The 13,196-nt window shown below is 73.8% G+C and carries 14 protein-coding genes; 11 read left to right on the forward strand and 3 right to left on the reverse strand.

Going from position 1 to position 13,196, the window contains the following annotated elements:
• Nucleotides 1-26 precede the first annotated feature (26 nt).
• The 6 genes from FBY22_RS00795 to FBY22_RS44070 all read left to right on the forward strand — a co-directional run bounded on the left by FBY22_RS00795 (nt 27) and on the right by FBY22_RS44070 (nt 5,858).
• Nucleotides 27-1,499: an NAD(P)H-hydrate dehydratase gene (locus FBY22_RS00795; protein ID WP_174267059.1), complete on the forward strand. Its 1,473-nt coding sequence runs from the start codon at nt 27-29 to the stop codon at nt 1,497-1,499.
• A gap of 105 nt (nt 1,500-1,604) precedes the next feature.
• On the forward strand, nt 1,605-2,519 hold the full coding sequence (locus FBY22_RS00800; protein ID WP_142141952.1) for a L,D-transpeptidase family protein: 915 nt from the start codon (nt 1,605-1,607) through the stop codon (nt 2,517-2,519).
• A gap of 46 nt (nt 2,520-2,565) precedes the next feature.
• The gene (alr, locus tag FBY22_RS00805) at nt 2,566-3,744 is read left to right on the forward strand and encodes an alanine racemase (protein ID WP_142141953.1); all 1,179 of its coding nucleotides are present in this window, start codon (nt 2,566-2,568) and stop codon (nt 3,742-3,744) included.
• Between the two features lie 91 nt (nt 3,745-3,835).
• The gene (locus FBY22_RS00810; protein WP_142141954.1) at nt 3,836-5,089 is read left to right on the forward strand and encodes an alpha/beta fold hydrolase; all 1,254 of its coding nucleotides are present in this window, start codon (nt 3,836-3,838) and stop codon (nt 5,087-5,089) included.
• Entirely contained in the window at nt 5,055-5,567 is a 513-nt protein-coding gene (gene tsaE, locus FBY22_RS00815) for a tRNA (adenosine(37)-N6)-threonylcarbamoyltransferase complex ATPase subunit type 1 TsaE (protein ID WP_142141955.1), read from the forward strand. Before FBY22_RS00810 ends, tsaE begins: the two co-directional genes overlap by 35 nt.
• A gap of 138 nt (nt 5,568-5,705) precedes the next feature.
• Nucleotides 5,706-5,858, forward strand: coding sequence for a hypothetical protein (locus FBY22_RS44070; protein WP_174267060.1), 153 nt, complete (start codon nt 5,706-5,708; stop codon nt 5,856-5,858).
• Between the two features lie 25 nt (nt 5,859-5,883).
• Here FBY22_RS44070 and FBY22_RS00820 read toward each other — a convergent pair whose 3' ends face one another.
• Entirely contained in the window at nt 5,884-6,438 is a 555-nt protein-coding gene (locus FBY22_RS00820; protein WP_142141956.1) for a hypothetical protein, read from the reverse strand.
• Between the two features lie 114 nt (nt 6,439-6,552).
• Here FBY22_RS00820 and tsaB point away from each other — a divergent pair, with 114 nt between their 5' ends.
• Genes tsaB through FBY22_RS00840 form a run of 4 tightly spaced genes read left to right on the forward strand, consistent with a single transcriptional unit; the run spans nt 6,553 to nt 9,044 of the window.
• On the forward strand, nt 6,553-7,209 hold the full coding sequence (tsaB, locus tag FBY22_RS00825) for a tRNA (adenosine(37)-N6)-threonylcarbamoyltransferase complex dimerization subunit type 1 TsaB (RefSeq protein ID WP_142141957.1): 657 nt from the start codon (nt 6,553-6,555) through the stop codon (nt 7,207-7,209).
• A gap of 29 nt (nt 7,210-7,238) precedes the next feature.
• Nucleotides 7,239-7,712, forward strand: coding sequence for a ribosomal protein S18-alanine N-acetyltransferase (rimI, locus tag FBY22_RS00830; protein WP_399211415.1), 474 nt, complete (start codon nt 7,239-7,241; stop codon nt 7,710-7,712).
• Nucleotides 7,705-8,790, forward strand: coding sequence for a tRNA (adenosine(37)-N6)-threonylcarbamoyltransferase complex transferase subunit TsaD (gene tsaD, locus FBY22_RS00835; RefSeq protein WP_142141959.1), 1,086 nt, complete (start codon nt 7,705-7,707; stop codon nt 8,788-8,790). Before rimI ends, tsaD begins: the two co-directional genes overlap by 8 nt.
• The gene (locus FBY22_RS00840; RefSeq protein WP_142141960.1) at nt 8,787-9,044 is read left to right on the forward strand and encodes a hypothetical protein; all 258 of its coding nucleotides are present in this window, start codon (nt 8,787-8,789) and stop codon (nt 9,042-9,044) included. Before tsaD ends, FBY22_RS00840 begins: the two co-directional genes overlap by 4 nt.
• Here the strand turns inward: FBY22_RS00840 and FBY22_RS00845 are convergent.
• Together FBY22_RS00845 and FBY22_RS00850 are read right to left on the reverse strand one after the other, a co-directional pair.
• Nucleotides 8,948-9,484, reverse strand: coding sequence for a hypothetical protein (locus FBY22_RS00845; RefSeq protein ID WP_142141961.1), 537 nt, complete (start codon nt 9,482-9,484; stop codon nt 8,948-8,950). The two genes, FBY22_RS00840 and FBY22_RS00845, sit on opposite strands and share 97 nt — an antisense overlap.
• A gap of 125 nt (nt 9,485-9,609) precedes the next feature.
• The gene (locus FBY22_RS00850) at nt 9,610-11,910 is read right to left on the reverse strand and encodes a glycoside hydrolase family 3 N-terminal domain-containing protein (RefSeq protein ID WP_142141962.1); all 2,301 of its coding nucleotides are present in this window, start codon (nt 11,908-11,910) and stop codon (nt 9,610-9,612) included.
• 131 nt (nt 11,911-12,041) lie between these two features.
• On the opposite strand from FBY22_RS00850, the gene FBY22_RS00855 reads away from it, so the two are divergent.
• A complete protein-coding gene (locus FBY22_RS00855) occupies nt 12,042-13,097 on the forward strand; it encodes a LacI family DNA-binding transcriptional regulator (protein WP_142141963.1) in 1,056 nt (351 codons plus the stop codon).
• Nucleotides 13,098-13,196 lie beyond the last annotated feature (99 nt).

Below are 13,196 nucleotides of genomic sequence, written 5' to 3' on the forward strand. Positions count from 1 at the left end.
GGGGGGTTCGGGGCAGACTCGGGCGCATGCGTACTGCGTACAGCGTGGAGACGGTCAGGGCAGCCGAGCGGGGACTCATGGCGCGGCTGCCGGAGGGTGCGTTGATGCAGCGGGCCGCGGCGGGGCTCGCCGCCGCCTGTGCCGAACTGCTGGGGCGGGTCTACGGCAGCCGGGTCGTGCTGCTCGTCGGGAGTGGGGACAACGGGGGCGACGCCCTGTTCGCCGGTGGGCGGCTCGCCCGGCGCGGGGCGGGGGTCGCGGCCGTACTGCTGTCGCCCGAGCGCGTGCACGCCGGGGGCCTCGCGGCGTTGCGGCGGGCGGGCGGCCGGGTCGTGGGCGCCGGGAGCGGTACCGAACCCGCCGCGGCCGCGGGCGTCGACCGTGTGGAGGAGGCGATCCTGCGCGCGGACCTGGTCCTCGACGGCATCGTCGGCATCGGAGGCAAGGGCGGACTGCGACCGGAGGCGGAGCGGCTGGCCGGGGTCGTCGCCGAGTCCGGGGCGCCCGTCGTCGCCGTCGACCTGCCCAGTGGCGTCGACGCCGACACCGGAGAGGTACGGGGTGCCGCCGTCCGTGCCGATCTCACCGTGACCTTCGGCACGCACAAGCCCGGCCTGCTCGTCGATCCCGCCCGCGAGTACGCCGGTTCCGTGCGGCTGGTCGACATCGGGCTGGGCGAGGTGCTGCCCGAGCGGCCCGATCTGGAGGCGCTGCAGCACGCCGACGTTGCCGCGCTGCTGCCGTCGCCCGGCGCCGAGAGCGACAAGTACCGCCGGGGCGTGGTGGGCATCGCCGCCGGGTCCGCACGGTATCCGGGCGCCGCCGTCCTCGCCGTCTCCGGGGCACTGCGCGGCGGCGCGGGCGCCGTCCGGTACGTCGGGCCCGCCGGGGACGCCGTCGTCGCGCGGTTCCCCGAGACGCTCGTGTCGGACCAGGGGCCGCACAAGGCCGGGCGCGTGCAGGCGTGGGTGGTCGGCCCCGGTGCCGGCGACGACGCCGGGACCGTGGCCGAGGTGCTGGAGGCCGACGTCCCGGTGCTGATCGACGCGGACGGGCTGCGGCTCGCCGACCTGGACGTCGTACGGGAACGGCGTGCGCCCACGCTCATGACCCCGCACGCCGGGGAGGCCGCCGCCCTGCTGGGTGTCGCGCGCGAGGAGGTCGAGGGGGCGCGGCTGAAGTGCGTGCGGGAGCTGGCGTCGAGGTACCGGGCGACCGTGCTGCTCAAGGGGTCGACGACGCTCGTCGCCGACCCGGCGAGCGGGCTCGTACGGGTCAACGCGACGGGCACCTCCTGGCTGGCCACCGCCGGCAGCGGGGACGTGCTGTCGGGACTCGCCGGGTCGCTGCTGGCGTCGGGGCTGTCGGCGCTGGATGCGGGCAGCGCCGCCGCCTATCTGCACGGTCTGGCCGGGCGGTTCGCGTCGGACGGCGCGCCGGCCGGGGCGCACGACGTGGCGGAGGCGATCCCGGGGGCCTGGCGGGACGTACGCGGCTGAACCGGGAAGGAAGCGGGAAGCCCGGGGGCGGGACCGCTCCGCAATAAGGGTGACCCGGCCGCGCGGCATCCCCGATCGGCCGTACCGTCACGTTTCTCTGATGGGATGATCAGTAGACGAATCGCCCATAGAGGCATCGCGGTACTGCTCACCGCGGCCACCGCCCTGTCCGTCGGCGCAGGCCTCCCCGCCGTTGCCGCCCAGGCCGCTCCCGCCCCGCCGGTCCCCGTGCCCGGCCCCGCCGACGCCGAGCTGGTTCCCGGCGTTCCGCCGGGCCCCTCCCGGCCCTGGCAGATCGACACGCCGGACCAGGTGCTCGCCCCGAAGGCGTACACACCGAGCGCGGCGGAGGACGCCGTCGAACCGAGGAACGCGGCCCAGAGGACGTACGACCTCGTCCAGTACGTCCCGCTCGGGGACGCGGTCAAGAAGGTGACGTGCAGCAAACGGACCGGGCCGTACCAGCGGGCCGTGGAGCGGTGGCTGAAGCTGCGCGCGGACGGGCGGCAGTCCGGCGCCGACTGCCGGGCCATCCGCGCCTTCCAGACCGCGCACGGCATCAAGCCCGCGATCGGGTTCGCGGGCCCTGTGACCTGGGCCACCATGCAGCTCATCGGTGCGCGCAAGAACCCCAACGCCGCCGGGAAGTGTCCGGTGCGCACGTACAGGGTCGCCTGCGTCGATCTCAACCGGGAGCTGACCTGGGTGCAGAAGGGTGGGAAGGTCGTCTTCGGGCCGGTGCCGATGCGCAGCGGGCGGGCCGGGCACCGTACCCGGGCCGGCTGGCACACGATCTACTGGCGGCACAAGAACCACTGGTCCACGCTCTACAACTCGCCCATGCCCTACGCCCAGTTCTTCGACGGCGGAGAGGCCTTCCACGCCGTCTACGGCACCATCTACACCACCGTCGGCTCCTGGGGCTGCGTCAATCTCCGTCTCGGTGACGCCCGCAAGCTGTGGAGCGTGCTGAAGAAGGGCGACCGGGTGTACGTGTGGGGACGCAGGCCCGGCGCGTAGACGGGGCCCCGGCGCTTCTGGCGCCCTCTGAGACACTGGGGGCGCCATGACTGAGACTGCATCTGCCCCGACCGCGCCCCTGCGCGCCCGTGCCGAGATCGATCTGGCGGCCCTGCGCGCCAATGTGCGGACCCTGCGCGCCCTCGCGCCCGGGGCGCAGCTCATGGCCGTCGTCAAGTCCGAGGCCTACGGCCACGGGGCGGTCCGGTGCGCCCGGGCGGCCGTCGAGGCCGGAGCCGGGTGGCTGGGGACCGCCACGCCCGAGGAGGCCCTCGCGCTGCGCCGGGCGGGCCTGCCGGGGCGCATCATGTGCTGGCTGTGGACGCCGAGCGGGCCCTGGCGGGAGGCCGTCGAGGCCGACATCGACGTGTCGGTGAGCGGAATGTGGGCCCTGGCCGAGGTCACGGCCGCGGCGCGGGCGGCCGGAGTGCCCGCCCGCGTGCAGCTCAAGGCCGACACCGGGCTGGGGCGCAACGGCTGCCAGCCGGGGGAGGACTGGGCCGAGCTGGTCGCCGAGGCCCTGCGCGCCGAGGCCGACGGGGTGCTGCGGATCACCGGACTGTGGTCCCACTTCGCCTGCGCAGACGAACCGGGGCACCCCTCCATCGCCGCCCAGCTCGCCCTCTTCCGGGAGATGGTCGGGTACGCGGAGCGGCAGGGTGTCCGGCCGGAGGTCCGGCACATCGCCAACTCCCCCGCCACGCTCACCGTTCCCGACTCCCACTTCGACCTCGTCCGCACCGGCATCGCGCTCTACGGCATCTCGCCCAGCCCCGAGCTCGGCACCCCCGCCGACTTCGGACTGCGGCCGGTGATGACGCTCTCGGCGAACCTCGCCCTGGTGAAGCACGTTCCGGGGGGTCACGGCGTCAGTTACGGGCATCACTACGTCACGTCCGGCCGGACCACCCTCGGTCTCGTGCCCCTCGGGTACGCGGACGGCATCCCCCGGCATGCCTCGGGCAACGGCCCGGTGCTGGTCGGGGGCAAGTGGCGGACGGTCGCGGGGCGGATCGCGATGGACCAGTTCGTCGTGGACCTGGGCGGAGACGAGCCGCCGGTCGGCGCGGAGGCGGTGCTCTTCGGGCCGGGCGACCGCGGCGAGCCCACCGCCGAGGACTGGGCGCAGGCCGCGGGAACCATCGCGTACGAAATCGTCACACGCATCGGAACGCGTGTTCCCCGCGTCTATGTGAATGAGGAACAGGACGGGGTAATCCGCTGAGGGACCTGCCGAAGGCACGGCACCGTCAGGTCCAGCGGCATCAGCGTCACCCGAACCGGCGAACAGCATTCCGGCGAAAGAGGAGCGGTACGTGAGCGAGAGCAGCGCGGAGGCCGGCATGGAGGCCGTCGCGGCCGTCGCCTCCGCCGCGGGGGCGGCCGGGAACTGGCGCCGGGCCACGGGCATCGCGGGCGCCGCGATAGGCGTGGTCGCGGCGGGGGCCGCGGCCGGCGTCGCCATCGAACGGCTCACCGTGGGCCGCGGCATGCGGAGGAAGGCGCGGCTCGCCCTCGACTCCGCCGGTCCGTACGGCGCGCTGCGCGGCACGCCCGGCAAGGCGTACGCCGACGACGGCACCGAGCTGTACTACGAGGTCGACGACGTGGACCCCGACGCCGTGCCCGCGCTCGGCCCGCGCCGCAGACGGCTGTTCGGGCGCAAGGCGCCCGCTCCCGTCACCGTCGTCTTCAGCCACGGCTACTGCCTCAGCCAGGACTCCTGGCACTTCCAGCGCGCGGCGCTGCGAGGTGTCGTACGGACCGTGCACTGGGACCAGCGCAGCCACGGCCGGTCCGGGCGGGGCGTGCGGCAGGTGCAGGACGGGGTGCCCGTCGACATCGAGCAGCTCGGGCGGGACCTCAAGGCCGTCATCGACGCCGCCGCGCCTACCGGGCCGATCGTGCTGGTCGGGCACTCCATGGGCGGGATGACCGTGATGGCACTGGCCGACCAGTACCCGGAGCTGATCCGGGACCGGGTCGTCGCCACCGCCTTCGTCGGCACGTCGTCCGGGCGGCTCGGCGAGGTCAACTTCGGGCTGCCCGTCGCGGGCGTGAACGCCGTACGGCGGGTGCTGCCCGGCGTGCTGAAGGCGCTCGGGCAGCAGGCCGCGCTGGTGGAGCGGGGCCGGCGGGCCACCGCCGACCTGTTCGCCGGGATCATCAAGCGGTACTCCTTCGCCTCCCGGGACGTCGACCCGGCCATCGTGCGGTTCGCCGAGCGGATGATCGAGGCCACGCCGATCGACGTCGTCGCCGAGTACTACCCGGCGTTCAACGACCACGACAAGACCGAGGCGCTCGTCCACTTCACGGACATGCCGGTACTGGTACTGGCCGGCATCGGCGACCTGGTCACGCCCAGCGAGCACAGCGAGGCCATCGCCGACCTGCTGCCGGAAGCCGAGCTGGTGCTGGTCCCGGACGCCGGACACCTGGTGATGCTGGAACACCCGGAAGTGGTCACCGACCGGCTCGCCGACCTGCTCACCCGTGCGGGTGCCGTGCCCGCAGGGGCTACCGTGGGTGGCTATGGAAGCACCAGCAGCACCGCACAACCCGGTTGAGACCCGGCTGACGGTCACCTCCCCCGAGCAGATGCAGGAGCTGGGCCGACGGCTGGCCAAGCTGCTGCGCGCCGGTGATCTCCTGATGCTCAACGGGGAACTCGGCGCCGGCAAGACGACCCTCACCCGCGGGCTCGGCGAGGGGCTGGGGGTGCGGGGCGCCGTCACCTCGCCCACCTTCGTCATCGCCCGCGTGCACCCCTCTCTTGGCGACGGCCCGCCGCTGGTGCACGTCGACGCCTACCGGCTGGGCGGCGGTCTCGACGAGATGGAGGACCTGGACCTCGACGTCTCGCTGCCCGAGTCCGTGATCGTCGTGGAGTGGGGCGAGGGCAAGGTCGAGGAGCTGACCGAGGACCGGCTGCACGTCGTCATCCACCGAGCCGTCGGGGACACCACGGACGAGGTGCGGCACGTGACGGTGACCGGGCTCGGCGAGCGCTGGGCCGCGGTGGACCTGAGCGTGCTCTCCGCGTAGCGGCCGGTCTTTTCCGGGAGCGTTCCGACAACGCGTCGGCAAAATGTTGCTTTCCGCATCGCGCTCGTGGTCACATGGTATCCAGCTCGTGGTTAGGTCTACCTAACTACGCCCGCCCCCGCACGTCAGGAGGCGTCCATGCCGGCCACGGAACAAGACGAGAAGCCGCAGCGCGCGATGCCCGCGGTTCCCATGCGCGAGCTGCTCGCGTCCTGCGCCGCGGCGACCGCGATCTCCACCCCGCCGCGGCTGCCCGACCCCGGGACCACGGGGCACCGCAGAGCCGCCTGAGACCCGGCGGACCACCCCGGGTGGCCTACGGGACCACCACGACCTTCACGCCGATCGTCGCGAACTCCCACATCGCCCTGCCGTCCGCGCGGGACTCGCGGATGCCGCCGGTGCGCACGCCCGGGTCCGGCGCCGACTTCGGCTTCCGCACCGCCGCGCTGAAGCCCACGGCCACGCCGTCCACGCTCGCGAAGCGGACGACGTGCTCGATGGGGGTGCCGTCGGTGCCCGTGACCGAGTTCGAGCGGGACGTGACCCGGTAGGCGCCCGGCACCGGATCGACGTTGCCCGCGGTGACCTCGAACGTCCGGACGATCCTGTCGCGCTTGCCGAGCAGCCACACCCGGTCGCGGGTCACCGAGTACACGACCCGGGGACCCGTGCCGGACCGGGACGGCAGGGCCGCCGGGTCCCTTCTGACGCGGGGCGCCTTCGAGACGGCCGGTGCCGCGGAGGCGCTAGCGTGCGGCTTGCCGAAGCCCGCCGGGACCGTCGCCGAGGCCTGGTAGGCGAGTGCGCCGACGGCCGCGAGCGCCGCCGCGGTGAGCCCGAACACGAATCCGGCGCTGCCGTTCGCCACCGTCGCCCACCTGACCCATCGCCTCGTACGCCGTGCTTCCCGGCGACCGTAGCAGCACGAGCGTGCCTCACCCGGGCGGCAATGCCGTGGCCCAAACCGCCGTACGCTGTTTGCGTGCTCTTGCTCGCTCTGGATACCGCCACCCCAGCCGTCACCGTCGCCCTGCACGACGGCCGCGACGTCATCGTCTCGTCGAGCCAGGTGGACGCGCGCCGGCACGGAGAGCTGCTGCTGCCGGCCGTCGACCGCGTCCTCGCCGAGGCCGGGCTCACGCTGGACGCCGTCACCGGCGTCGTCGTGGGCATCGGGCCCGGCCCCTACACCGGGCTGCGCGTCGGGCTGATGACCGCCGACACCTTCGGGCTCGTCCTCGGCGTCCCCGTGCACGGCGTGTGCACGCTCGACGGGCTGGCCTACGCGGCCGACATCGACGAGGGCCCCTTCGTCGTGGCGACCGACGCCCGGCGCAAGGAGGTGTACTGGGCGCGGTACGCCGACTCCCGCACCCGGCTGACCGACCCGGCCGTGGATCGGCCCGCCGACATCGCCGACCAGGTGGCGGGGCTGCCGGCCGTCGGCGCGGGCGCGCTGCTGTACCCGGACACCTTCCCGGTCGCGCACGAGCCGGAGCACGTGTCGGCGGCGGCGCTGGCGCGGCTGGCCGCCGAGAAGCTGGCCGTGGGCGAGGAGCTGCCCGCCCCGCGGCCGCTGTACCTGCGCCGGCCCGACGCCCAGGTCCCCAAGAACTACAAGGTGGTCACCCCGAAGTGACCGACGCCGTGACTCCTCGTCTGCGCGAGATGCGCTGGTGGGACATCGATCCCGTGCTGGAGCTGGAGAAGGACCTCTTCCCCGAGGACGCCTGGTCCCGGGGCATGTTCTGGTCGGAGCTGGCCCACGCGCGCGGGCCCGAGGCGACGCGCCGGTACGTCGTCGCCGAGGACGGCGAGCGGATCGTGGGCTACGCGGGCCTCGCTGCGTCCGGGGACCTCGCCGACATCCAGACCATCGCCGTCCGCCGCGACCACTGGGGCACCGGTCTCGGCGGGCTGCTGCTGACCGAACTGCTGCGGGCCGCCACCGCGTTCGAGTGCGCCGAAGTGATGCTGGAGTGCCGGATCGACAACATCCGCGCCCAGAAGCTCTACGAGCGCTTCGGCTTCGAGGCCATCGGGTTCCGCCGCGGCTACTACCAGCCGGGGAACGTGGACGCCCTGGTGATGCGACTGACCGACCCATCCACTTCCGTACAAGGAACCGAGATCCATGGCTGACGAACCTCTCGTCCTCGGCATCGAGACCTCCTGCGACGAGACCGGCGTCGGCATCGTCCGCGGCACCACCCTGCTGGCCGACGCCGTCGCCTCCAGCGTCGACGAGCACGCCCGCTTCGGCGGGGTCGTCCCGGAGGTCGCGAGCCGGGCGCACCTGGAGGCGATGGTCCCGACGATCGACCGCGCGCTGAAGGATGCGGGGGTGAGCGCCCGCGACCTCGACGGTGTCGCGGTGACGGCCGGCCCGGGCCTCGCGGGCGCCCTGCTGGTCGGCGTCACGGCGGCCAAGGCGTACGCCTACGCGCTCGGCAAGCCCCTCTACGGCGTCAACCACCTCGCCTCCCACATCTGCGTCGACCAGCTGGAGCACGGCGCCCTGCCCGAGCCGACGATGGCTCTGCTGGTCTCCGGCGGGCACTCGTCGCTGCTGCTGTCGACGGACATCACCTCCGACGTACGGCCCCTCGGCGCGACCATCGACGACGCGGCCGGCGAGGCCTTCGACAAGATCGCGCGCGTGCTGAACCTCGGCTTCCCCGGCGGCCCGGTCATCGACCGCTACGCGCGCGAGGGCGACCCCTCGGCGATCGCCTTCCCGCGCGGCCTGACCGGCCCGCGCGACCCGGCGTACGACTTTTCCTTCTCCGGCCTGAAGACGGCCGTGGCCCGCTGGATCGAGGCCAAGCGGGCGGCGGGGGAGGACGTGCCGGTGCGTGACGTGGCGGCGTCCTTCCAGGAGGCGGTCGTGGACGTGCTGACCCGCAAGGCCGTACGGGCCTGCAAGGACGAGGGCGTCGACCACCTGATGATCGGCGGTGGCGTGGCCGCCAACTCGCGGCTGCGGGCGCTGGCGCAGGAGCGGTGCGAGACGGCCGGCATCCGGCTGCGGGTGCCGCGGCCGAAGCTGTGCACGGACAACGGCGCGATGGTGGCCGCGCTCGGCGCGGAGATGGTCGCCCGGGGCCGTGCGGCGTCGAGCTGGGACCTGTCGGCGGACTCGTCGCTGCCGGTGACCGACCCGCACGTGCCGGGGCACGACCACGTCCACGAGGTGAGCAAGGAGAACCTCTTCTCGTGACGGTCGCGCTGATGTGGGAGGCCCGGGCGACGGCGGGGCACGGGGACCGGCTCCTGGCCTGGGCCGAGGGACAGGAGCTGCCGGGGCGCCCCCTGCGCCGCGAAACCTTCCGCGCCCCCCAGGACCGCGTCCTCGTCATCACCTGGTGGAACGCCCCCTACGACGCGAAACTGCCGGAACTCCCGGAACCCCCGGCCGAGTTGGTGACCCGCGCGGTGCACCGCTGGCGGTTCGAGTCGGTCACCACCGGCTGAGCGGTCCCGTCGGTCGTCGTCACCAGCCACAGGCGTCGGCCGTTGCCGTGCTCCCAGCCGGCGCCCGCCACCGCCTTTCCGAGCCAGTCCAGGCCCATCGCCAGGGGCACCACGACGATGCCGGTGTCCCTGATGACGAACACGCACAGGGCCGGCAGCAGCAACAGGCCGAGCATGCGGGGGGCGAAGGCGGCGCGGCGGGGAAGCCCCTCGCCGTCCGGCACCCGCGCCGCGGCCTCGAACTCCCGCGTCCGCCCGACCCACCTCAGCCGGGACGCCCGCAGCACGGTCGACAGCACGAGGCAGCCGAGCGCGAAGGTGACCAGGATCCCGAGGGCTCCGGTCCGCACCGGCGGCTCCTGCGCCGTGGCGAGCGCCGACACCCAGCCGACGGCGACGCCGGCGAGGATGAGCCCCGAAGCCCACAACTCGTGATGCACGTACCGGACCATCGTCCCCCCAACCCCACGGCGCCCTCCCCACCGTAGCCCCGGCCCGCCCGGTCAGACCTCCCTCGCTTGTGAGCGCCCGGTGAAGGCCTTCCGGCCGGTCGGTCCCAGCGCTCCTACACCCGCGACGTCCGTGTCTCGCAGTGCAGTTGGCGGTCGGGGCCGGGGTTGCGGGGTGGGCCGGTGAGGGTGAGGTGCGTTGTGTGCCGGGTGTCGGTGCTCGATGCCGCGAGGCGGAGTTCCAGGGCACCCGGTTCGACCACGCGGTGGCCGGAGCGGTCGGTGAAGGACGACAGGTCGGCGTGGAAGCGGAAGGTGACGCGGGTCGACTCGCCGGGGTCCAGGTCCAGGCGCTGGTAGCCGATCAGGCGGACGTCCGGGCGGACCACCGAGGCCACCGGGTCGTGCAGGTACAGCTGGACGATCTCCGTGCCCGCGCGCTCGCCCGTGTTGCGGACCGTCACCGAGACGTCGTAGGAGCCGTCCGTGCCGATCTCCGCGCCGGTGGAGTCGGACTCCCACGCGAAGGTCGTGTACGAGCGGCCGTGGCCGAAGGGGTACAGCGGTGTCGGGTCCAGGTTGCTGACCTCGCCCGCGAGGCCCAGCGGCGGCTGGAGGTACGTCCACGGCTGGCCGCCCGGCTCCCGCGGGACGCTCACCGGCAGCCGGCCCGAGGGGTTGACGCGGCCCGACAGCACGCCCGCCACCGCGGGGCCGCCCTCCTCGCCGGGGAAGAAGGCCTGGACCACCGCGCCCAGCCGGCCGTCCCAGCGGCCCAGCGCGTACGGGCGGCCGGTCAGCAGGACCAGCACCACCGGGACGCCGGTGGCCACCAGGGAGTCCAGCAGATCGGCCTGGACGCCGGGCAGCCGCAGGTCCGTCACGTCGCAGCCCTCGCCCGAGGTGCCCCGCCCGAACAGGCCCGCCCGGTCGCCCAGTACGGCCACGCACACGTCCGCCTCGGCCGTCCGCGCCACGGCCTCCTCGAAGCCGCCGGTGTCGGGGTCGTCGACGCCGCAGCCCTCGGCGAAGGTGACCTTGGCGTCCGGCAGTTCGGACCGCAGGGCCTCGAGGACGGTCGGGATGCCGATGCCCATCGGCACCTCGGGGTGGTGCGTGAGGACGTGCGAGGGGAAGGAGTAGCAGCCCAGCATGGCGAGGGCGTCGGCGGCACGCGGGCCGACGACCGCGATCCGGGTGTCGGGGGCCAGCGGGAGGATGCCGTCGGGGTTGTCCAGCAGGACCACCGACTCCTCGGCCAGCCGGCGGGCGAGCGCCCGGTTGGACGCCGAGTCCAGGTCGATGCGCTCGGCCGGCTCGGGGTTCCAGTCCTCGTCGAGCAGGCCCAGTTCACACTTCTGCAGCAGCACCCGGCGGGCCGCCCGGTCGATCAGGGACTCGGGGACCTCACCCGCCCGCACGGCCTCGACGAGCGGTGTGCCGTAGCACTTCAGGGTCGGCAGTTCGACGTCCAGGCCGGCCGCGAGCGCCGCGTGTGCCGCCTCCGCCTCGCTGCCGGCGACCCGGTGCTGGGTCTGCAGGAAGCCGACACCGAAGTAGTCGGCGACGACCGTGCCGGTGAAGCCCCACTGCTCGCGCAGCAGCTCGGTCAGCAGGCCCGGGTCGGCCGAGGCAGGGACGCCGTCCGTGTCGTTGTACGCGGCCATCACCGAGCGCGCCCCGCCGTCCCGCAGCGCCATCTCGAAGGGCGGCAGCGTGACGTCGGCGAACTCCCGCACCCCCGCCCGCACCGGTGCCAGGTTGCGGGCGCCCGCCGAGGACGCGTACCCGGCGAAGTGCTTGAGCGTGGAGACGATCCCGGCGGACTCCAGCCCCCGCACATAGGCGGTGCCGACCGTCCCCACCAGGTACGGGTCCTCGCCGATGGTCTCCTCCACCCGGCCCCAGCGCGGATCGCGTACGACGTCCAGGACGGGGGCGAGACCCTGGTGGACGCCCACCGAGCGCAGGTCGCGGCCGATGGCGGCGCCCATCTCCTCGACCAGAGCGGGGTCGAAGCTCGCGCCCCAGGCGAGCGGCACCGGGTAGGCGGTGGCCCGCCAGGTGGTGAAGCCGGCCAGGCACTCCTCGTGCGCGAGCGCGGGAATGCCGAAGCGGCCCGCGGCGGCGATACGGCGCTGGGCGCGGGCCAGTGCCTGCGCGCCCAGCGCCGGGTCAACGGGGGCGGTGCCGAAGGGGCGGGTGAGCTGGCCCAGGCCGTGGGTGATCAGCTCGTCCCAGTCGTACTCGGACGTCATCTCGCGCTGCAGCGGGGCGACCCCGTCGCCGTCGGTGTCGGCGCCCACCCACACGCCGTACAGCTGTGCGGTCTTCTCCTGAAGCGTCATCCGGGAGAGGAGGTCTTCGACGCGGACGGCGGCCGGCAGGGCGGGGTCACGCCAAGGGGCGGTGGTCATGAAACTCCTGCTCTTGGTCGAGGCGGGGATGTCCCTCTCGCGAATGTTTCGATGTGTACTTCGAATGTTCCGGGAACCTAGGCCGGTGAGAAGGGTTCGTCAAGAGGTCGCGCAGGGATACGATCGCCGCCATGACACCCCCGGAGCCCCTGGAAACCCGGACGACAAGCCCGTCGACCGGCCGATCGGCACAGACCGCGACGCTCGCCGAGATCGCCCGCGAGGCCGGCGTGTCCGCGCCGACAGTTTCGAAGGTCCTCAACGGCCGGGCGGACGTGGCCCCGGCCACCCGCAGCCGTGTGGAGGAGCTGCTGCGCGCGCACGGCTACCGGCGCCGACGGGCCGAGGCCAGTCGTTCCCCCCTCCTCGACCTGGTCTTCCACGAGCTGGAGAGCGCCTGGGCGATGGAGGTCATCCGCGGCGTGGAGAACGTGGCCCGGGACACCGGGCTCAGCGTGGTGCTCAGCGAGAGCGCGGGGCGGCTGACGCCCGGCCGGACGTGGGCGGACCAGGTCGCCGCCCGCCGCCCGCACGGCGTCATCCTGGTGCTCTCCGGCCTCGACGAGTCCCAGCGGGCGCTGCTGACCAGCCGCTCCATCCCGTTCGTCGTGATGGACCCGGCAGGCGACCCGGGCGTCGACGTGCCGTCCATCGGCGCGACCAACTGGCAGGGCGGGCTCGCCGCCACCCGGCACCTGATCGAACTCGGCCACACCCGCATCGGCGCCATCACTGGCCCCTCCCGCATGATGTGCAGCCGCGCGCGCGTCGACGGCTACCGCGCCGCCCTGGAGACCGCCGGGCTGCCCGTCGACCCGGCGCTGATCGTGACCGGTGACTTCCACCACGACGCCGGCTATCGGCAGGGACTGGAGCTGCTGCGCCGCCCGGACCGCCCCACCGCGGTCTTCGCCCTCAACGACCTCCAGGCGCTCGGCCTGTACGAGGCCGCGCGCGAGCTCGGGCTGCGCATCCCCGAGGACCTGAGCGTGGTCGGGTTCGACGACCTGCCGGTCGCGCGCTGGGTCGGGCCGCCGCTGACGACCGTACGGCAGCCGCTGATGGAGATGGCCGAGGCGGCCGCCAGGCTCGTGCTCGACCTCGGGCGCGAGGATCAGCCGGTGGCGACGCGGGTGGAGCTGGCGACGAGTCTGGTGGTGCGCAGCAGTACGGGGGCGCCCGCGTGACGAGGGTGGCCGGAAGTTGACCTATTGACGGGTGGGGTCGGCACCACGACACTCCTCCGAAGCCAATCGGTTGCACGACCGAAACTTTCGGAGGCACCC

The organism is Streptomyces sp. SLBN-31 (genome assembly GCF_006715395.1).
In the GTDB taxonomy this organism is placed as follows: Bacteria; Actinomycetota; Actinomycetes; order Streptomycetales; family Streptomycetaceae; genus Streptomyces.

Excerpts from the sequence above, each read along its gene's own strand:
- FBY22_RS00850 (WP_142141962.1), bottom strand. The coding sequence starts at position 11,910 with ATGACCACCGCCCCTTGGCGTGACCCCGCCCTGCCGGCCGCCGTCCGC.
- FBY22_RS00855 (WP_142141963.1), top strand. The coding sequence starts at position 12,042 with ATGACACCCCCGGAGCCCCTGGAAACCCGGACGACAAGCCCGTCGACC.
- rimI (WP_399211415.1), top strand. The coding sequence starts at position 7,239 with ATGCGCTGGTGGGACATCGATCCCGTGCTGGAGCTGGAGAAGGACCTC.
- tsaD (WP_142141959.1), top strand. The coding sequence starts at position 7,705 with ATGGCTGACGAACCTCTCGTCCTCGGCATCGAGACCTCCTGCGACGAG.
- tsaE (WP_142141955.1), top strand. The coding sequence starts at position 5,055 with ATGGAAGCACCAGCAGCACCGCACAACCCGGTTGAGACCCGGCTGACG.
- FBY22_RS00795 (WP_174267059.1), top strand. The coding sequence starts at position 27 with ATGCGTACTGCGTACAGCGTGGAGACGGTCAGGGCAGCCGAGCGGGGA.
- FBY22_RS44070 (WP_174267060.1), top strand. The coding sequence starts at position 5,706 with ATGCCGGCCACGGAACAAGACGAGAAGCCGCAGCGCGCGATGCCCGCG.
- alr (WP_142141953.1), top strand. The coding sequence starts at position 2,566 with ATGACTGAGACTGCATCTGCCCCGACCGCGCCCCTGCGCGCCCGTGCC.
- FBY22_RS00800 (WP_142141952.1), top strand. The coding sequence starts at position 1,605 with ATGATCAGTAGACGAATCGCCCATAGAGGCATCGCGGTACTGCTCACC.